The sequence below is a fragment of the Mycobacterium sp. TY815 genome (genome assembly GCF_030755135.1).
Taxonomy (GTDB): Bacteria; Actinomycetota; Actinomycetes; order Mycobacteriales; family Mycobacteriaceae; genus Mycobacterium.
Genome location: NZ_JAUFRX010000001.1, coordinates 2252737 through 2272086 on the forward strand (window position 1 = coordinate 2252737; position 19350 = coordinate 2272086).

Below are 19350 nucleotides of genomic sequence, written 5' to 3' on the forward strand. Positions count from 1 at the left end.
CCACGTCGACTATACGAGTCGGCTCTGGCGACGCCGCTGACGCACAATCCGCCAGCACCCGTCGCGGCACTCGGCCAGACCCATGAGTTCCAGCAGTGCCAGCGGCCCCAGCACGAGTTCTGGCGCCAAGCCCGCGGCGACGGCGATCTCGTCGACCACGGACGCGCCCCGGCCGGGTAGCGCCTCATAGACGCGTCGCTCGGTCTCCCCCAGCTCGTCGAGGGCGGTGGCGGGCCGCGGCTCGTCGGGCGCCAGCTCACCGATGTGGCCGACCAACTCCACGACGTCCTCGTAGCGGGTGACCAGCTCCGCGCCGTTGCGCAGCAGCGCGTGACAACCCGCCGATGCCGACGACGTCACCGGCCCCGGTACCGCGGCCACGACGCGGCCCAGCGATCGCGCCCAGGCGGCGGTGTTCGCGGCCCCACTGCGCAGTCCCGCCTCCACCACCACCGCGGCGCCCGCCAGGGCGGCCACCAGCCGATTGCGGGTGAGAAAGCGGAACCGGGCCGGGCGTACCCCGGGCGGGTACTCGGTGCAGACCAGACCGTGTTGGGCGATGCGGTGCAGCAGCGCGGAATGACCGGCCGGGTACGGGATGTCCAGCCCGCTGGCCAGGACGGCGACGGTGATCCCGTCGGCGGCCAGGGCGGCGCGGTGAGCCGCCCCGTCGATGCCGTAGGCGGCGCCGGAGACTACGGCGATGTCGCGCTGCGCGAGCCCGGAGGCCAGTTCGCCGGCGATGTGTTCGCCGTAAGCCGTCGCGGCCCGGGTGCCGACCAGTGCGGCCGCACGCGCGGCCACGTCGTCCAGGCGCGCGGGACCCGCCGCCCACAACACCATCGGCATGGTGTTCCTGGACCGGGCGCCGTCGAACGCGGCAAAGGCGAGCACCGGCCACTCGTCGTCATCCGGCGTCACCAGTCGGCCGCCACGGCGGTGAATCACCTCGAGATCCGTTGCAGTCCGGTCGATCTCGCGGCGCGCCGCGGTGAGCCGGACGAGGTCGTCATCGACCAGGCCGCGCCGGACCCGCTCGGCCGCCTCTTGCGGCCCGACACTGGCCACCAGGGCCGCGAGTTCCGCGCAGGGCGGTTCGGCGACCCGCGACAGGTATGCCCAGGCGCGCATCGTGGAGCTGTCGCTCATCGCAGCGCCCCCGCCTGCCGGAAACTCAGTGCGGTCGCGACCTCGGACAGACCGGGCGAGGTACGGCCGGCCAGATCGGCCAGGCTCCACGCGACGCGCAGCGTGCGGTCCACGCCGCGGATACTGAGCAGGCCGTCGTCCAGCGCCTTGCCCAGCGGCTCCATCGCGGTGCTGCTGGGCCGGAATTTGCGCCGCAGCAACGGTCCGGTGACTTCGGCGTTGGTGCGGAAACCGTGGGAGCGCCACCGCTCGGCAGCCGCTTCCCGCGCCGCCGTCACCCGCTGGCGCACCTGCGCCGTCGATTCCCCGGCGGCCACCCCGAACGCGCCCGCCCGGACCGGATTCATCTGCACTCGCAGATCCACCCGGTCCAGCAGCGGGCCGGACAGCTTGCCCAGATACCGGCGCTTGACCGCTGCGGCGCAGATGCAGTCCTGCGGGTCGGCCGGTGCGCACGGGCAGGGGTTGGCGGCCAGCACCAATTGGAACCGCGCCGGGTAACAGGCCACCCCGTCGCGCCGCGCCAGCCGAATTTCGCCGTCTTCCAACGGTGTTCGCAACGCTTCCAATACGCTGACGCTGATTTCCGCGCATTCGTCGAGGAACAGGACGCCGCGGTGCGCGCGGCTGACCGCTCCCGGGCGGGCCATTCCCGAGCCGCCGCCGACAAGCGCTGCGACGGTGGAATTGTGGTGAGGCGCGACAAACGGGGGCCGCCTGAGCAGCGGTGTATCGGCGGACAACAGTCCGGCGACCGAATGGATCGCGGTCACCTCCAGCGATTCGCTGTCCGACAGCGGTGGCAACAGGCCCGGAAGCCGTTGTGCGAGCATCGTTTTGCCTACGCCGGGCGGTCCGGTCAGCATCAGGTGATGGGCTCCGGCGGCGGCCACCTCGACAGCGAACCGGGCCTGCGACTGGCCCACCACATCGGCGAGATCAGCGGGCGGCTCCTCGAGGGGGGCCGACGCGACGATCCGTTGATCCAGGGCGGCCGTTCCGCCGAGCCAGCCCTGCAGCTGCCGCAGCGTGCGCACCCCCCAGACGTCGATGCCGTCGACCAGGCTCGCCTCGGCCAGGTTGTCGGCCGGGACGACGACCGACGGCCAGCCGTCCCGCTTGGCGGCGAGCACAGCCGGCAGCACCCCGCGCACCGCCCGCACCCGCCCGTCCAGCGACAACTCCCCCAGCAGCACCGTCTTCGCCAGCCGATCCCAGGACGTCTTCCGTTGCGCCGACAGCACCGCCGCAGCCAGCGCAATGTCGTAGACCGACCCCATCTTCGGCAACGTGGCAGGTGACAGTGCCAGCGTCAGCCGCACCATCGGCCATTCGTTGCCGGAGTTGTTGACCGCCGCGCGCACCCGGTTGCGCGACTCCTGCAATGCCGCGTCCGGCAGACCCACCAGATACACACCGGGCAACCCCGAGGCGATGTCTGCTTCGATCTCCACGATCTGCCCGTCGAGCCCTTGAACGGCAACAGAGAACGCATGTCCCAGTGCCATCAGCCGATGCCTTGCACGTGAGTGAGCTCCGGTACCGGCTGCCGACCGACCCGCACCCCGATCACGTCGATGCGGATCGCGGCCCAGCGTTGATCTTGTCCGGCGAGCCACAGGGCGGCCAGGCGGCGCAACCGCCGCACTTTGGCTTCGGTCACCGCCTCGGCCAGCCCGCCGTAACCGTCCCCGGTGCGGGTCTTGACCTCGACGAAAACTATTGTGCTGCAGGTTTTCTCATAAGCGATGAGATCAAGTTCGCCGTAGCGGCAGCGCCAGTTACGGCCCAGAATCTCAAGCCCATGGCGGGTCAGATGGTCGACGGCCAGCTGTTCGCCCCAAGCCCCGAGCTGAGCTCTCGTCATCGATCTGTGGGTCGTCATGCCGCACAAGGTGCCCGCGGGTGCCGACATCGGCGGCCCGCAACCGGGGCCTCAACGCGCCGGAACCAGGGTTCTATCCCCAGTTGCCCAGTTATTCACAAGATCTGCGGCGCAATGCCTTTCAGTCACCGGTCCTGACGTACTTGTCCTCGTAGTCGTTGTTGGCCGCACATGCCGAACCTGAGATTTCCTGGTGGCCGCGCCCGGTCAGCTGCCCGATCGGATCCTGAGGTGGCTGAGGCATCGGAAAGTCGACCGTATTCCGCACCGTGGACGTCCCGCCCTTGGCGCACGATCGGGAAAAGCTGTTGTTCTGACGCCAGCTTCCGTTAAAGAAGACCAATGGGGTAACGACGTCCGGGGCGAAAAATACCGTCATGCAGCGCGTCGCATCGCGCAGGCAGTCGGTGACTGATGTGAGGTCGTACTCGTAGGTCTTCGTCTTGAAGGACAACGTCTCGTGATAGCGGCCGCGGGCTCCCGCTGCCGGCGACGCCACCCGCGGCGCAACAGCGGTGGGATCATCGACTCCGTCGGCCTGACCGACATCTCCGGTCCGCCTCACCGTCACCGTTCTCGTGCTCGAACAACCCTCGGCATCTTCGGCCCTTGCTTCACCGAAGAGCGAGCCGTCCGGCCGGGGTCGCAGCGAGATCGCGCGGAACTGCTCGACATCCTGGTCATGACATTTCCAGCGTGCGGTGTACACCGAAATCCAGACGCCGCCGATGTCGTCGAATACCAAGTCGGAAGCCGGCTTGTCCGACGTCGCACGACTCACCGCCGTGGCCACGCAACCCCGTGCGGCACATTGTGACCGCACCGCCCACTGCCGCTTGGTTGGCGACGAGTCTGTTATCGGCTTGCCACCCAATGTGGTTTCGGGTCCGTAGTCAACCGTGAAAACACCGGTGAACGGACCGGTGTTGGCGAGTGCGGCGGGCGGTTTGGGGACCGGTTTGCGGGGCTCCGGCCAGACGAGGAAGGCGACCACGGTTCCGATGACGACGAGCACCGCCGTGAGTCCCGCCGCGGCCATCTTGGCCGGGAATTTCTTGCGCCCCCTGGCATCCGGTGTGGCCGGCGGGTGCGGTGCGGCGAGGGTCGGATCAGTCGCCGACGGCCGGCGATCCGCAACCTGCGTTTCGTCATCTGAAACGGAAGGCGCTGCGCGAGAAGCCATGTCGACCTTCTGCACGCCGACCGGATCCGTCAGTGCCGCCCGGGCGGCCGCCGCCAGCTCCGTCACCGCCGCATAGCGGTCATCCGGATTCTTCGCCATCCCGGTGGCGATGACCTCGTCCAGTGCGGCCGGCAATTCGCCGCGGAGAACCGACGGCCGGGGCGGCGGCAAACCGAGATGACCGCCGATCTGTTGTTCGATGCTCTTGCCGGGGAACGGTTGGCTGCCGGTCAGGCATTCGTGCAGGACGCATGCGAGGGCGTAGGTGTCGGCTCGCGCATCGGACTGCCCACTGGTCACCCGTTCGGGGGCCAGGTACGCCCAGGTGCCGATCACGTTGCCGGTGCCCGTCATCTGCGTCTCCCCGGCCGCGCGGGCGATGCCGAAATCGATCAGATACGCGAAGTCGTTTTCTGCGACCAGGATGTTGGACGGTTTGACGTCGCGGTGCACCAGGCCGACCCGGTGCGCAGCGCGCAGGGCCGAGGCCACCTGTTCGACGATGCCGATGGCACGGGACGGCTCCAGCGGGCCATCGGCGAGGACGGTTTGCAGGTCGCGCCCCTCAATCAGGCGCATGTCAACGTAGAGGCGACCCTCGATCTCCCCGAAGTGGTGGATGGGCACCACATGCGGGTCGGTGAGACCGGCGGCGGCCAGGGCCTCCCGGCGGAAACGCTGCTCGAACATGGGGTCACTGGCCAGATTGGCCGGCAGCACCTTGACCGCGACCACCCGCTGCGTCTCGGTGTCGAACGCGCGCCACACCTCGCCCATGCCGCCCCGGCCGATCAATTCGATCAGCCGGTAACGGCCAAAGGGTGTCCCCTCCACGGCGCCTCCCCAGCGGACTGTCGCTTCAAGTCAGCAACAGATTAGACGGAAGGCAGCGCCAGTGCTGGGCAGTCGATCAGGTCTTCTTGCTGGGGATGATGATGACCACGATCAGCGTGAAGATGCTGAAGAACAGCCCGAGGATGCCCCAGAACAGAGCGCTGCGGCCCTTCATCGACGCGACCAGGGCGCAGATGACGGCCGCGATGACGCTGCCTATCGCGACGAAGATCCCTTTGATACCGCGCAGGATGAATCCCGCTGCCTCGGGATTGCTCTGCGCGGCTAACACCATTTCATGCAGCACGGCCGTCTCCTCACGTATGTGATTCCGAGCGGCTACCCGCGCCGGGGGTCACTCAACCCGGTCCGCCCGGCTGTAGACGTTCATCGAGTCCTCCCGCAGGAAAGCCACCAGCGTGATCCCGGATTCCTCGGCCAACGCTACGGCCAGCGACGACGGCGCGGACACCGCGGCCAGCACCGGGATGCCGGCCATCAGCGCCTTCTGCGTCAACTCGAACGACGCCCGCCCGCTGACCAGCAACACCGATCCGGCCAGCGGCACCCGCCCGTGCTCCAGCGCCCAGCCGACGACCTTGTCGACCGCGTTGTGCCGGCCGATGTCCTCCCGCACCGCGAGCATGGTGCCGTCCACCCCGAACAGGGCCGCCGCGTGCAAGCCGCCGGTGGCGGCGAAGACCTTCTGCCCGCCGCGAAGCTGATCCGGCATCGCCCGCAACGCGGCCGCGGAGACGGTTGCCGGGTCGTCGCCGGGCGCATGCCGGCTGATCAGTCGCACCGCCTCCAGCGAGGCCTTGCCGCAGACCCCGCACGACGAGGTGGTGTAGAAGTTGCGCGTGACGTCCAGGCTCGGCGTTTCGACACCGGGCGCCAGCGTCACGTCGAGCACGTTGTAGCTGTTGGCGCCGTCGTCGTCGCGGCCGTCGCAGTAGCGGATGGTCTGCACGTCTGCGCGCTGCGCGATGATCCCTTCGGTGAGCAGAAATCCTTGCGCCAGTTCGAAATCCGACCCCGGGGTGCGCATCGTGACGGTGCTCGGCGTGCCGTTGAGGCGTATCTCCAGCGGCTCCTCGACGGCCAGGGTCTCCTGACGGGTCGTCGCCTGGCCGGCGGCCAGATGCCGGACCCGCCGGCGCGCGGTCAGGTGCCGCACAGGGTCTTCCCCGCCGACCTCGCAGTCTGCGCTGTCACGGCCTCAACGTACCCCGGGCGGCCTCACACCGCTGAGGCCAGCGACTCGAGCGCCTCCGCCGACGTGTGCGTCGGATGCCAGCCGAGTTCGCGTTGGGCCCGGGTGGTGTCCATGACCACCGACGCGCGCGCCACATGCAGCCACTCCATCAGCGAGGGCACGAACGGCAGATGCGAGATCGCGGCCGATGCGGCCGACGCCGCCACGGCAGGCACGCGTACCGGTCGGCCACCCAGGGCCCGGGCGACATCGCTGATCGTCACCACCCCGTTGCCGGCGATGTTGTAAGCCCCCGGCGGGGCCGGGGCGACGGCCGCCAGGGCAATCGCGGCGGCGACGTCGTCGTGGTGCACCAGCTGCAGCGGCACTCCCGGATCAGGGATCACCGGCTTGAGTTTCTGCAGCACCTTGGACACCGCGCGCATCGGAGCGGGCAGCTGGTTCCACGGCATCGCGTCGGCCAGCGCGGGCGCCTCGGGACCCGCGACGATGCACGGCCGCAGCACGAACACATCCAGCGGCGAGTCCGCGGTGATTTCGGCCAGCACCGCTTCGCAGGCCGACTTCTGCGCCGAGTAGTAGTGCTCGGCCGAACCACGGGTCGGAACGTCCTCGGTCAGCGGCACCGGGTTGTCCGAGTGGTAGCCGTAGGCGGCCACCGATGAGGTGTAGACCAGACGGCGTGGCTGTCCGGATGCCTTCTGCGCTTCGACGGTCGCCTCGAACACGTTGCGGGTGCCCTGCAGGTTGACCCGTTCGCTCTCCTCGCGCGAGCCCATCACGATGAACGCCAGGTGGACCACCACGTCGGCGTCGGCGACCAGGGCGTCGACCGCCTCACGATCGAGGATGTCGCCCTGGACGTACGTCGTCTTGGTCCAGCCGCGCGTCAGCGGATCGAACGGCCGGCGCGCCATCCCGAGGATCTTGGTGATAGCCGGTTCGCGCTCCAAAGCCGTGACAGCCGAAATGCCGATCTCCCCGGTCGGACCGGTCACGGCGACAGTAAGTCCCATTTGAACGAAGCTTCCCATCGCCGGCTCTGGCCAAACGCAAAAAGTCGTAGCTCACAGATGTGTGCGAACTGCGGCAGATGGTTATTCATAGCGCGTTCACATCGGGCCTCCCGGCGAAAGAGGAACCATGCAGCTGATAGCACCGGCCGACTCCATGTTCCTGGTCGGCGAATCTCGCGAACACCCCATGCACGTCGGCGCGCTGCAGTTGTTCAAGCCGCCGGAAGGTGCCGACGACGATTTCGTGACCGAGGCCTACGAGTCGATGCTGCGGTGCACTGACGTCCAACCCACCTTCAACAAGCACCCGGCGTTCTTCGGTCCGGTCACCAACCTTGCGTGGTCGCATCAACGCGAGGTCGAGCTCGACTACCACTTCCGTCGCTCCGCGCTGCCACGCCCGGGACGGGTCCGCGAACTGCTCGAGTTGGCCTCCCGGCTGCACGGCAGCCTGCTGGACCGCCACCGTCCGCTGTGGGAAGCGCACCTGGTGGAGGGCCTCAACGACGGGCGCTACGCGGTATACACCAAGTTCCACCACTCGCTGATGGACGGAGTGTCCGCGCTGCGGTTGATGCAGCGCGCCTTCACCGACGACCCCGAAGATGACGAAGTGCGGGTGCCATGGGAGCTGAAGCCCCGGCAGCGGGCCGGCGGCCACAAATCGTCGCCGCTGGACACGCTGACCGACACCGTGCGCTCGACCGCCGCTCTGGCGCCGTCGACACTGTCCCTGGCCCGTGCGGCGTTGCTGGAGCAGCAACTGACCTTCCCGTTCCGGGCACCGAAGACCATGTTCAACGTGAGGATCGGCGGCGCCAGGCGCATTGCCGCCCAGTCCTGGCCGTTGGAACGGATATTCGCGGTGAAGGACGCCGCGAATGCCTCCTTCAACGACGTCGTGCTGGCCATGTCCGCCGGGGCGCTGCGGACCTATCTGATCGAGCAGAACGCTCTCCCGGACACCTCGCTGATCGCGATGGTGCCGGTGAGCCTGCGCAAGGAAGGTGAGGCCGAGAGCGGCGGGAACTCGGTGGGCACCGTGCTGTGCAACCTCAACACCCACATCGAAGACGCGGGAAAGCGCATCCAGGGCATCAGCTCGTCGATGAGCGAGCAGAAAGAGGTGTTCAACCAGCTGCCCAAGGTTCAGCAACTCGCCCTGTCGGCCTTCATGACCGGCGGGCTGTTCCTCGGACTCATTCCCGGGTTCATCCGGACCGCCCCGCCACCGTTCAACATCGTGATCTCCAACGTGCCCGGCTCCAAGGAGCCGCTGTACTGGCGGGGAGCTCAAATGGTGGGCAACTACCCGTTGTCGATAACCTTGGACGGTCAAGCGATGAACATCACGGTGACCAACAACGCCGAGAATCTGGACTTCGGGCTCGTCGGCGCCAGAGGCAGTGTGCCGCACCTGCAACGCATGCTGAGTCACCTGGAGACATCTCTGAAAGATCTCGAACGCGCCGTCGGCGTGTGAGGCCGTGCGCGGCCCCGCTACTCTACGGCCATAGCAGCGCCGAAGGGAGGAAGCGACGTGGCCGACGAAACCACCGCCGCGAGTGCAGCACCTGGTGCACTCACGGCTGACCCGGGAACGGTTTTCGCCGCCCTCGCCGAGATCATCTATCAGGGTTCAGATGCGACCCAGATGTATGCCGCGATCTGCGTGGCAGCCACCCTGGTGGTCCCGGGTTGTGACCACGCCAGCCTGTTGGTCAAGCGGGACGATCGTTATGTGACGGTGGGCGCCAGTTCGCGCCTGGCCCACCGCATCGACGATCTCGAACGCCGTTCCGGCGACGGTCCGTGCATCGATGCGATCGAGGAAGAGACGCCGCAGATCGAACCCGACCTGACCAAGCCGAACCAGTGGCCGCACTTCGCCGCCCGGCTCATCGAGGAGACGCCGGTGCGCGGCGCGATGGGTTTTCGGCTCCTGATCGACAAGCGCAAAGGCGCGGCGCTGAACCTGTTCAGCGAGACTCCCAACAAGTTCGACTCGGAGGCCGCGGGCCGTGCCGCGGTGCTGGCGTCCTTCGCCAGCGTCGCAATTAACGCCATCGCGCACGGCGAGGACGCCACCAGCCTGCGCCGGGGGCTGCTGAGCAACCGGGAGATCGGCAAAGCGGTCGGCATGCTGATGATGCTGCACGACATGAACGAGGACGACGCCTTCGATCTGTTGCGGCGCCACTCGCAGAGCCTCAACATCAAACTCGCCGACGTGGCGCGCAAGGTCATCGAGTCCCGCGGCAATCTGCCGGACTCGGAGGAGGACGCCTGAGCTGCTATTCAGGCAGCCGCAGCTCGGGCTTCTCGACCTCTTCGATGTTGACGTCCTTGAACGTCACCACCCGCACCTGCTTGACGAAACGAGCCGGGCGGTACATGTCCCACACCCACGCGTCGGCCAGGCGCAGTTCGAAATAGACCTCGCCGTCGGCGTTGCGCGGCACCATTTCCACGCTGTTGGCGAGATAGAAGCGGCGCTCGGTTTCCACGACGTAGCTGAACTGACCGACGATGTCCTTGTATTCGCGGTACAGCGAGAGCTCCATCTCGGTTTCGTACTTTTCGAGATCCTCGGCACTCATCAGTTCAGACGTCCTTCTCCCGGAGCTGCTGCCCCATCTTCTCTCAACAGAAATCGTCGCCATCGCTCGGGCACTCTGCGATGAACTCGGCCGTGCCGCCCGTCGCGACCCGGCGCACGTTGATGAACGAATACCGGTGTTGCGGGCACGGACCGAGCTCTGCGAGCGCGCGACTGTGGGCCGGCGTGCTGTATCCCTTGTGGTCGGCGAAACCGTAGCCGGGATGGTCGGCATCCATGGCGACCATCAGCCTGTCCCGGCTGACCTTGGCCAGCACGCTGGCCGCGGCGATGCAGGCGGCCGCCGCGTCGCCGCCGATCACCGGCAGGGACGGGACCGACAACCCGGGCACCCGGAAGCCGTCGCTGAGCACGTATCCCGGCCGCACCGACAAGCCGGCCACCGCGCGCCGCATGCCTTCTATGTTGGCCACGTGCACACCGCGGCGGTCCACCTCGGTCGAGGGAATGAACACCACGTGATAGGCCAGTGCATAGCGACGGATGAGCGGAAACAGCTTCTCCCTGGCCTTCTCGGTCAGCTTCTTCGAATCATCAAGGGCCGCAAGGCTTTCCAGCCGTCCCGGACCGAGCACGCAAGCGGCCACCACCAGCGGGCCGGCACACGCGCCGCGACCGACTTCGTCCACCCCGGCGACCGGGCCCAGACCGCTGCGGTACAGCGCGGATTCCAGCGTGCGTAGACCGGCAGACTTGCGGATCACCGTCCGCGGTGGCCAGGTGGTGGCCATGGTCACTGACCCTGCTGAGGGTCAATCGAACTCACACCACCCCATCGCTTGGGCGGCCACACGATGAATCGGGCCTTGCCGATGACGTTGGCGACCGGCACGGTGCCTGCCGTGGGGTCACCCGTGCACTGCATCGGGCAGTGGGCGCGGGAATCCGCCGAGTGCGTGCGGTTGTCCCCCATCACCCACAACCGCCCCTCCGGCACGGTGACGGGCCCGAACTCGCTGCCCAGGCACGGGTAGACCGACGGGTCGGCCATCATCGTGCTCGGGTCCAGGTAAGGCTCCTTCAACGGCTTGCCGTTGACCGTAAGCCCGGTGTCCGCGCGACACTGCACCGTCTGCCCGCCGACTGCGATCACCCGCTTCACCAGGTCGTTTTCGTCGGGCGGCACGAAACCGATGAAGGACAGCGCATTCTGGACCCAGCGCACCAGGGTGTTGGGTGAGCGGATCGACTTGTAGCCGACGTTCCACGACGGCGGACCTTTGAAGACGATGACGTCGCCCGGTTTCGGTGAGCTGAACCGGTAGGTCAGCTTGTCGACCATGATGCGGTCACCGACACATGTGGAGCACCCGTGCAGGGTGGGCTCCATCGACTCCGAAGGAATCAGGTAGGGACGCGCCACGAAGGTCAGCATCACGTAGTAGAGCACGATCGCGACGACCGCGAGTGTGGTCAGTTCCCGCAGCGTCGAGCGCTTCTCGGGTTTGTCCTTCTTCCGCTTTCCCTTGGGATCGGCGACGGCCTCGCCCTCCGGATCGGTCTCCGGCGCAGCCGACTCCGGCTTGGCGGTGTCCGGCCGGCGCTCCGAGGGCGAGTCCTCCGGAGAAGAATCCTCAGTGTCAGTCACGAGATCAGGGTAGCCAGCACGAGGCGTGGGGCTGTGGACGCCGGGTCGCGTCCGCGGTCAGCGCTTTTCCTTGATCTTGGCCTTCTTGCCGCGGAGCTCACGCAGGTAGTACAGCTTGGCGCGACGGACGTCGCCACGAGTCACCACCTCGATGTGGTCGATGTTCGGCGAATGGACCGGGAAGGTCCGCTCGACGCCAACGCCGTAGCTCTCCTTGCGCACCGTGAACGTCTCGCGGATGCCGCCACCCTGGCGACGGATCACGACGCCCTTGAAGACCTGGATGCGCTCTTTGGCGCCCTCGATCACCTTGACGTGAACGTTGATGGTGTCGCCCGGGTTGAACGCGGGGATGTCGTCGCGCAGCGACGCCTGGTCGACGAAGTCCAGCCTGTTCATTGGAAAGACACTTCCTCGGGGTTTGCGACTTGGCCGACCGCACGCAGGCATGCGACGGTCACCAAGCCGATGGTTAGGGCTTCTTGGGTGTATCCCCCAGCAGGCGGTAGGCACCGGGCCCGCCGACAACCGCTGAACGACAACTGGCCAATTGTGCCAGACGGGGCGCATGCAGTGAAAATCACAGGAAACTGTAGTGGTTCGCGACCGCCCTAAACCGCCTGCAAGTGGTACATATAGCTGGGGTCGAACCGCGCGGATCCAAACCCTTCCCAGGACCCGCTAAAGCCGGATACCCGGCGCAGATGGCACGGAATTGCGCAGCGGCCGCCCCGCACGGATGCCTTGAAGAAGCCCGAGGATGCCGAAGGAGTGCCATGCGAGCCCGGCCGCTGACGTTGCTTTCCGCCGTAGCGGCGGCTGCGTTGGTGGTGGTGGCCGGGTGCGAGGCCACGGTCCACGCGAAAACGTTCAACTCCACCGATCAGACGGCGACCCAGCAGCAGGCCCAGCCGCAGCAGCAGCTGGTCGAGCTGTTGCTGCGGGCCATCACCCCCACCGCACAGCCGATGGCGCTGCCGAGTCTCACGCCGAGCGGGCTGGCCGGCGTGCAGGCGCGCATCCAGCAGGCCACCGACCAGGCTGCGGCCAGCGGCGCCACCCTAGCGGTGGCCATCCTTGACCGCGCGACCCACCAGCTGGTCTCCAACGGCAACACCCAGATCATCGCCACGGCGTCGGTGGCCAAACTGTTCATCGCCGATGACCTGCTGCTGCGAGAGTCCGAGGGCAGGTCGGTGCTCTCCCCCGAGGACCGCCAGTCACTGGATGTGATGCTGCAGTCGTCCGACGACGGGGCGGCCGAGCGTTTCTGGGGCCAGGACGGCGGCGACGCGATCATCACCCAGGTGGCGAGCCGGTACGGCCTGACCTCGACGGCGCCGCCCAGCGACGGGCGGTGGTGGAACACCATCAGTTCGGCGCCCGACCTGATCCGCTATTACGAAATGCTTCTCGACGGCTCGGGTGGGCTGCCCATGGAGCGCGCCAAGCTGATCGTCAACGACCTGGCCAAGTCGACCCCGACGGGCATCGACGGCTATCCCCAGCGCTTCGGGATCCCCGACGGTCTCTATGCGGAACCAGTCGCGGTCAAACAGGGCTGGATGTGCTGCATAGGCGCCGACTGGATGCATCTGTCGACCGGCGTAATCGGCAAAGACCGCCGCTACATCATGGTGATCGAGTCGCTGCAGCCCTCCGATGACGCGACTGCGCGCGACACCATCACCCAAGCGGTCAAGACGATCTTCCCCAACGGCCGCATCTAGTGCATCACCGAGCCTGCAAAATTGCAGGCCGCCACTCGCACTTTCGCTGCGGATTTACAGGGTGGATGAGTGCGCCCGGGTGTAGGGGGGTGGACGCCTAAATCAGTCCAGCAGCTCCGGCCGGCGTTCCCGCGTCCGCTGCAGTGACACCTCGCGGCGCCAGGCGGCGATCCGCGCATGGTCACCCGACAGCAGAATCTCCGGGACGTCCAGGCCGCGCCAGCTCGGCGGGCGCGTATAACTGGGACCCTCGAGCAGGCGGTCCAGGCCCGGCGAGTGCGAATCGTGTTGAGCCGACGCAGGATTACCCAGCACACCGGTCATCAGTCGCAGCACGGCCTCGATCATCACCAGTGCCGCCGACTCGCCGCCGGGCAGCACGTAATCGCCGATCGACACCTCTTCCACGCGCATCCAGCGCGCGGAGTCCTCGACCACCCGCTGGTCGATGCCCTCGTAGCGCCCACAGGCGAAGACCAGATGCCGCTCCGAACTCCACCGCTGCGCGGTGGACTGGTCGAAGAGCACCCCGGCGGGACTGGGAACGACCAGAAGCGTGTCGTCCGAACAGATTTCGTCCAGCGCCTCACCCCATACCGGCGCCTTCATGACCATGCCCGGTCCCCCGCCGTAGGGCGAGTCATCCACCGAATGGTGCAAGTCGTAGGTCCACCGCCGCAGATCGTGCACCTGCAGGTCGACGAGACCCGATGCAATAGCCTTGCCGGGCAGCGATTCCCGCAGCGGCTCGAGGTACGCCGGGAAGATTGTGACGACGTCGATTCTCATTCCAGATCCAGCAGACCGTCCGGCGGTTCGATCTCGAGGGTGCCGTCGTCCAGCGACACCGACGTCACGATCGCGCTGACGAACGGCACCAGCAGTTCACCGGATTCGCTTTTGACGGCGAGCAATTCGCCGCCTGCGGTATGCAGGACCTCCGCGACCACGCCGATCTCCTGACCCGCTGCGGTGCGGACCCGGAGTCCCTCCAGCTGGTGGTCGTAGTAGGTGTCCGGCTCGTCGATCGGTGGCAACTCGTCGGAGTCGATGACGAATAGGCAGCCGCGCATCGCGTCGGCGGTGTCACGGTCGGCGACCCCGGCCAGGCGCACCAGCAGCCGGGCGCCGTGCGGGCGCGCCTTTTCGACGACGTAGCTGCGGGCCGGACCCGGATCGCGGGGCTTCTTGGCGCGCAGGGTGGCACCCGGCGCGAACCGGACGTCGGGATCGTCGGTGCGAACGTCGACGACGAGTTCGCCGGTGATGCCGTGCGCCTTGGCCACGCGCCCGACGATCAGCTCCATGTGAGCGCTGCTATTGGTCGGTGTCCACCACGTCGACGCGGATTCCGCGGCCGCCGATACCGGCGACCAGGGTGCGCAGCGCGGTGGCGGTACGTCCGCCCCGGCCGATCACCTTGCCCAGGTCGTCAGGGTGGACGTGGACCTCGACGGTGCGCCCGCGACGGCTGGTCACCAGGTCGACCCGGACGTCGTCAGGATTGTCGACGATGCCACGGACCAGGTGTTCGACGGCGTCGACCACGACGGTGCTCATGGCGCCGGTCAGCTTTCGGTGGCTTCGGACTGCTCGCCGGCTTCGGCCGGTGCCTCCGCCGCGGCGTCGGCGGGCGTCTCGTCGCCCTTGGCGGCCTTCTTCGGCGCGGACTTCTTCTTCGGCTTGGTGGCCTCGGTGGTGGGTCCGCCGTCGGCGGCCGCCAGCGCGGCGTTGAAGAGCTCGAGCTTGCTGGGCTTGGCCGGCTTGACCTTCAGACGGCCCTCGGCACCGGGCAGGCCCTTGAACTTCTGCCAGTCACCGGTGATCTTCAGCAGCTTGAGGACGGGCTCGGTGGGCTGGGCGCCGACGCCGAGCCAGTACTGCGCGCGCTCGGAGTCGATCTCGATCAGGCTCGGCTCTTCCTTCGGGTGGTAGCGGCCGATGACCTCGATGGAACGACCGTCGCGACGGGTGCGCGCGTCGGCAACCGCGATGCGGTACTGGGGATTGCGGATCTTGCCAAGCCGGGTGAGTTTGATCTTCACAGCCATGGTTAAGCGACTCTCCTGTGGTGTCACGCTGCAATTCAGCGACGGGGGCGGGATGCCCGGGTCCGGTTTTGCCTCGCGTGTGTGACCACCCGGCGATCGTGATCGCGGGGCGGACAGCGGCCAATTGTGCCAGAACGGGGTCCCCGGGCGTTAATTGGCGTGGCGACCGCAAGAGCGGGCGCTGCGCCGCGCCGCGCCGCGCTCAGATTGCCGTCATGGTCGTGTCCGGGGGCCGTGGCACGACCCTGACGGCAATCTCGGCGACAGTGCACCCAGCTACATGACCTTCTGGAACGTCTTGGTCTCGACACGGCGGGTCATCCGCCAGCCCTCGGCCGTCCGCACGAACTCGTCGTCGTACCAGAGCCCGCAGAACAGGATCTGCTCCTTGTCGCCGCCGAGCACCATCGGGTTGAAGCAGATCACCCGCGACGAAGCCGTGTCGCCGTCGATGCGAACCGAGAAGTTTCCCAGCATGTGCGAGTACACCGGGAAGTTCGGCAACACCTCCGACAGCCACTTCTTCACCTCGGGGTACTCGCCGGCGATCCCGCCCAGGGCGGTGTAGTCGATGTGCGCGTCGGGGGTGAAAACCTTGTCCAGGTCGTCGAATCGGCGCTGGTCGATCGCCGTGGAGTAGTCGACGAGAAGCTGCTGGATCTCCAGCCGATCGGATATCTCTTCCAGGCTCAACATGTCTCGATTCAACACCGCGGTCCCGAACGATAAAATGTGCCTCCATGCGAAAGCTCATCGCCGCGGCCGCCGCGCTGCTCACGGTTACGTTGCCGGGCGCCATCCCGGTGGCGCACGCGGACACCGACGTCCAACAGGCAGCGGGTTCGATGCCCATTCCCGACGGTCCGGCGCAGACCTGGATCGTCGCCGACATGGACAGCGGTCAGGTGCTGGCCGGCCGCGAGCAGAACGTCGCCCACCCGCCGGCGAGCACCATCAAGGTGCTGCTCGCGCTCGTCGTGCTGGACGAGGTGCCGCTGGACTCCACGGTCGTCGCCGACCTCACCGATACCGCCGTCGAGTGCAACTGCGTCGGGGTGAAGGTGGGCCACAGCTACACCGCGCGCCAACTGCTCGACGGCCTGCTGCTGGTGTCGGGCAACGACGCCGCCAACACGCTGGCCGACATGCTGGGCGGCCAACAGGTCGCGGTGGCCAAGATGAACGCCAAGGCCGCGTCGCTGGGGGCGTCGAACACCCATGCGGCGACGCCTTCCGGACTGGACGGGCCCGACGACTCCGGCTGGTCGACGGCGCATGACCTGGCGGTGATCTTCCGCGCGGCCATGGCGAACCCGACGTTCGCCAGCATCACCGCCGAGCCGTCGGCGATGTTCCCCGGCGAGAACGGCGACCAGCCGATCCTGAACCAGGATGAGTTGCTCGCGCGCTACCCCGGTGCCATCGGCGGCAAGACCGGGTTCACCAACGCGGCCCGCAAGACTTTCGTCGGAGCGGCTAGCCGTGGCGGCCGGCGACTGGTGATCGCCATGATGTACGGCCTGGTCAAAGAGGGTGGGCCGACCTACTGGGATCAGGCGGCCAGCTTGTTCGACTGGGGCTTCGCGCTGGGCCCGCAGGCGGGCATCGGCTCGCTGTAGCAGCGGCGGAGCGTCAGGCGGTGACGCTCGGCCAGGCCGCGGTGAGCAGCGCGGTCAACACCGGAATCCTGCGCTCGGCGATCTCGGGCTGTGGCAGCACCCCCTCGACCACCGCGGCTCCGTCGAAGACGTTGGTGAGCAGGGCCACCAGCACCGGAAAGGAATCGTCCGGGAAGCCGTCCGCGCCGGGCATCGCACGCGCCGCGTCGAAGATCTTCGCCGAGTACTGCCCCAACTCGTGTTGCAGCGTCTCTCGGAGCTTCTCGTCGGTACGCGCGGCGATGAGCAGTTCATAGAGCACCGCGTTCGTCGGGCCGCCGGTGATGTCGCGCAGGATCGTCAGCGCCGCTTGCAGTGCCGGCTGGTCGGCCGGTATCTCGGCGACCTGCTTGTTGAAGGTTTCCAGCTGCCGGCGCAGCACCTCGGACGCGGTGGCCGCCATGAAATCGCCCATCGTCTCGAAGTGACGGAACAGGGCGCCCACCGATACCCCGGCGCGTTTGGTGATCACCGCGGCCGAGGCCCGGGCATATCCCACCTCGATGATGGTGTCGATGCAGGCCTGCAGGAGCCGGCCGACGGTCTCCTCGCGCCGCTGCTGCTGCGTCCTGGCCATCTCAGGCCGACAGGCTCATCGCTGCCGACTGGCGCTCGCCCGCGCGCAGGTAACGGCCCGACTTCACGGTCTGGCCGTAGCCCTCGCGGAACTCGCCGTTACGGTAGACGACAGCACCTCCCACACCGGTGGCGACCACGGTCGCGTCATTGCGGTTGACCATGCGCCGCAGGCCGCCGTAGAAGGGCACCGCCTCCTCGTGGTAGCCGTCCACCGAGTCATCCAGGTGGGCGGGGTCGATCACCACGAAATCCGCACGGTCGCCCTCACGCAGCGTGCCGGCGTTGAGCCCGAACCACTCGGCGACCTCGGCGGTGAGGCGGTAGATCGCTCGTTCCGGCGTCAGGAACGGCGACCCGGCCCGCTGTGCCTCCTGGATGCGCTTGAGCAGTCGCAGCGGGAAGTTGTAGAAGGCCATGTTGCGCAGGTGAGCGCCGGCGTCGGAGAAACCCATGTGGATGCTCGGGTCGGCGGCCAGCTTGTCCAGCTGCTTGGGCCGGTGGTTGGCAACGATGGTCGTCCAGCGCACGTTGCGCTCGCCGTTCTCGACCAGAATGTCGAGGAACGCGTCCAGCGGATGCAGCCCGCGTTCGTCGGCGATCGCGCCGAAGCTCTTGCCGACCAGCGACTCGTCGGGGCACTCCACGATCACCGCGTCGTGGAAGTCGCGGTGCCACAACGAGGGTCCGAGCTTGCGCCGGTCGAACTGCCGACGGAATTCCCGACGATAGGACTCGTCTGCCAGTAACTCGTTGCGCTGCAACTGATCCCGCAGGTGCAGCGCGGCCGTACCGGCGCCGAATTCTTCGAAGACCGGCAGATCGATTCCGTCGGAATACAATTCGAACGGCACCGGCAGGTGCTGGAAGCGCACGCTGGCGCCCAGCAGTTTGTTGAGCACCCGGGTGCCGCGGCCGAAGGTGTGCACCGCCAGCGGCATCGACTTGGCGTCCGCCGACACCAGCATGCTCATCCGGACGCCCTTGCGCCGGTTGAGAAGCCGGCTGCTGGTCAGGAAGAACATCAGCGGGGACACCGGGCTGTTGACGTTGGGTGCGCTCTGCAGAATACGGCCGCGCTTGCGCAGCACCTTGATCAGGCGGCGCCGCTCGCGCCAGGTCGCGAAGGTCGAGGGCAGTGCCCGTGACCGGAACCGTTCCCCGTCGAGCTTGTCGATCGGCGCGTCCATCCCGGACATGCCGAGCATCCCGGCATCGAGCGCCTCGTCCAGCATTCGCGCCATCTTCTCCAGCTCGGCATCGGTGGGGCGCACGGTTTCGTCGGTGGCCCGCTCGAGTCCCAGCACCGCGGTCCGCAGATCCGAATGACCGAGCATGGAGCTCACGTTCGGCCCCAGCGGCAGCGCGTCGATCGCCTCGACGTACTCCGCCGGCGACGACCACGTCTTGTTGTTCTGCAGCGCGCCCAGGACGAAGTCGCGCGGCACCGCCTCGACGCGGCTGAACAGGTCGGCGGCGTCTTCGGAGTTGGCGTACACCGTCGACAGTGAGCAGTTGCCCAGCATCAAGGTGGTGATCCCGTGGCGTACCGACTCACGCAGACCCGGGTCGAGCAGAATCTCGGCGTCGTAGTGGGTGTGGACGTCGATGAAGCCGGGCGCGATCCACTTTCCCTTGGCGTCGATCACCTCCGGACATCCCGTCTCGTCCAGCGGGCCGGCCGATACGGTGGCGACCACGCCGTCACGGATGCCCAGGCTCCGTTTCTGTGGCTTGGCGCCGGTTCCGTCAAACCACAGGCCGTCGCGGATGATCACGTCGAAAGTCACAGTTCCTCCAAGAATGGCTGGCTGGGCTGCCACGAAGCTAACATAGATAGCGAT

22 protein-coding genes are annotated in these 19350 nt (G+C 67.4%); 4 read left to right on the forward strand and 18 right to left on the reverse strand.

Going from position 1 to position 19350, the window contains the following annotated elements:
- Positions 1-9 precede the first annotated feature (9 nt).
- From dprA to QXK92_RS09420, 7 genes are all read right to left on the reverse strand, one after another.
- Positions 10-1149: a DNA-processing protein DprA gene (gene dprA / locus QXK92_RS09390; protein ID WP_306241382.1), complete on the reverse strand. Its 1140-nt coding sequence runs from the start codon at positions 1147-1149 to the stop codon at positions 10-12.
- A complete protein-coding gene (locus QXK92_RS09395) occupies positions 1146-2657 on the reverse strand; it encodes a YifB family Mg chelatase-like AAA ATPase (protein WP_306241383.1) in 1512 nt (503 codons plus the stop codon). Before QXK92_RS09395 ends, dprA begins: the two co-directional genes overlap by 4 nt.
- Positions 2657-3034 (reverse strand): YraN family protein, encoded by a 378-nt coding sequence (locus tag QXK92_RS09400; RefSeq protein ID WP_306241384.1) that lies wholly within the window; start codon positions 3032-3034, stop codon positions 2657-2659. The genes QXK92_RS09395 and QXK92_RS09400 overlap by 1 nt, the downstream gene beginning before the upstream one ends.
- 121 nt (positions 3035-3155) lie before the next feature.
- Complete coding sequence (locus tag QXK92_RS09405; RefSeq protein ID WP_306241385.1) at positions 3156-5051, reverse strand: serine/threonine-protein kinase; 1896 nt, start codon at positions 5049-5051, stop codon at positions 3156-3158.
- A 76-nt stretch (positions 5052-5127) separates the two neighbouring features.
- Positions 5128-5358: a deoxyribodipyrimidine photolyase gene (locus QXK92_RS09410; protein ID WP_306241387.1), complete on the reverse strand. Its 231-nt coding sequence runs from the start codon at positions 5356-5358 to the stop codon at positions 5128-5130.
- Between the two features lie 48 nt (positions 5359-5406).
- Complete coding sequence (fdhD, locus tag QXK92_RS09415; RefSeq protein WP_306241389.1) at positions 5407-6228, reverse strand: formate dehydrogenase accessory sulfurtransferase FdhD; 822 nt, start codon at positions 6226-6228, stop codon at positions 5407-5409.
- Positions 6229-6290: 62 nt separating this feature from the next.
- Positions 6291-7283, reverse strand: coding sequence for an NAD-dependent epimerase/dehydratase family protein (locus QXK92_RS09420; RefSeq protein WP_306241390.1), 993 nt, complete (start codon positions 7281-7283; stop codon positions 6291-6293).
- A gap of 127 nt (positions 7284-7410) precedes the next feature.
- Between QXK92_RS09420 and QXK92_RS09425 the strand changes: the two genes are divergently transcribed.
- On the forward strand, positions 7411-8766 hold the full coding sequence (locus QXK92_RS09425; RefSeq protein WP_306241392.1) for a wax ester/triacylglycerol synthase family O-acyltransferase: 1356 nt from the start codon (positions 7411-7413) through the stop codon (positions 8764-8766).
- 57 nt (positions 8767-8823) lie between these two features.
- Positions 8824-9573, forward strand: coding sequence for a GAF and ANTAR domain-containing protein (locus QXK92_RS09430; protein ID WP_306241393.1), 750 nt, complete (start codon positions 8824-8826; stop codon positions 9571-9573).
- Between the two features lie 4 nt (positions 9574-9577).
- On the opposite strand, the gene QXK92_RS09435 is transcribed toward QXK92_RS09430, so the two are convergent.
- From QXK92_RS09435 to rplS, 4 genes are read right to left on the reverse strand one after another with little or no spacing between them, the layout of a single operon-like run.
- Positions 9578-9883, reverse strand: a complete 306-nt coding sequence (locus tag QXK92_RS09435) for a DUF2469 domain-containing protein (protein WP_012393608.1) — start codon at positions 9881-9883, stop codon at positions 9578-9580.
- A gap of 43 nt (positions 9884-9926) precedes the next feature.
- On the reverse strand, positions 9927-10634 hold the full coding sequence (locus QXK92_RS09440; protein ID WP_306241394.1) for a ribonuclease HII: 708 nt from the start codon (positions 10632-10634) through the stop codon (positions 9927-9929).
- A 2-nt stretch (positions 10635-10636) separates the two neighbouring features.
- On the reverse strand, positions 10637-11491 hold the full coding sequence (lepB, locus tag QXK92_RS09445; protein ID WP_306241395.1) for a signal peptidase I: 855 nt from the start codon (positions 11489-11491) through the stop codon (positions 10637-10639).
- 57 nt (positions 11492-11548) lie between these two features.
- On the reverse strand, positions 11549-11890 hold the full coding sequence (rplS, locus tag QXK92_RS09450; protein WP_044510756.1) for a 50S ribosomal protein L19: 342 nt from the start codon (positions 11888-11890) through the stop codon (positions 11549-11551).
- A gap of 377 nt (positions 11891-12267) precedes the next feature.
- Between rplS and QXK92_RS09455 the strand changes: the two genes are divergently transcribed.
- Entirely contained in the window at positions 12268-13221 is a 954-nt protein-coding gene (locus QXK92_RS09455; protein ID WP_306241396.1) for a hypothetical protein, read from the forward strand.
- Positions 13222-13323: 102 nt separating this feature from the next.
- On the opposite strand, the gene trmD is transcribed toward QXK92_RS09455, so the two are convergent.
- The 5 genes from trmD to QXK92_RS09480 form a co-directional block, all read right to left on the reverse strand.
- The gene (gene trmD, locus QXK92_RS09460; protein WP_306241397.1) at positions 13324-14010 is read right to left on the reverse strand and encodes a tRNA (guanosine(37)-N1)-methyltransferase TrmD; all 687 of its coding nucleotides are present in this window, start codon (positions 14008-14010) and stop codon (positions 13324-13326) included.
- The gene (gene rimM / locus QXK92_RS09465) at positions 14007-14528 is read right to left on the reverse strand and encodes a ribosome maturation factor RimM (protein WP_306241398.1); all 522 of its coding nucleotides are present in this window, start codon (positions 14526-14528) and stop codon (positions 14007-14009) included. The genes trmD and rimM overlap by 4 nt, the downstream gene beginning before the upstream one ends.
- 10 nt (positions 14529-14538) lie before the next feature.
- Positions 14539-14781 carry an RNA-binding protein gene (locus tag QXK92_RS09470; protein WP_036354608.1) on the reverse strand — a complete coding sequence of 81 codons (243 nt, stop codon included), beginning with the start codon at positions 14779-14781 and terminating at the stop codon, positions 14539-14541.
- An 8-nt stretch (positions 14782-14789) separates the two neighbouring features.
- Complete coding sequence (gene rpsP / locus QXK92_RS09475; protein ID WP_306241399.1) at positions 14790-15272, reverse strand: 30S ribosomal protein S16; 483 nt, start codon at positions 15270-15272, stop codon at positions 14790-14792.
- Between the two features lie 276 nt (positions 15273-15548).
- Complete coding sequence (locus QXK92_RS09480; protein ID WP_306241400.1) at positions 15549-15968, reverse strand: nuclear transport factor 2 family protein; 420 nt, start codon at positions 15966-15968, stop codon at positions 15549-15551.
- Positions 15969-16012: 44 nt separating this feature from the next.
- Between QXK92_RS09480 and QXK92_RS09485 the strand changes: the two genes are divergently transcribed.
- Positions 16013-16891 (forward strand): D-alanyl-D-alanine carboxypeptidase family protein, encoded by an 879-nt coding sequence (locus QXK92_RS09485; protein WP_306241401.1) that lies wholly within the window; start codon positions 16013-16015, stop codon positions 16889-16891.
- 13 nt (positions 16892-16904) lie between these two features.
- Here QXK92_RS09485 and QXK92_RS09490 read toward each other — a convergent pair whose 3' ends face one another.
- The gene (locus QXK92_RS09490; protein WP_306241402.1) at positions 16905-17507 is read right to left on the reverse strand and encodes a TetR/AcrR family transcriptional regulator; all 603 of its coding nucleotides are present in this window, start codon (positions 17505-17507) and stop codon (positions 16905-16907) included.
- Position 17508: 1 nt separating this feature from the next.
- Complete coding sequence (locus tag QXK92_RS09495) at positions 17509-19329, reverse strand: amidohydrolase family protein (RefSeq protein WP_306241404.1); 1821 nt, start codon at positions 19327-19329, stop codon at positions 17509-17511.
- Positions 19330-19350: the final 21 nt, after the last annotated feature.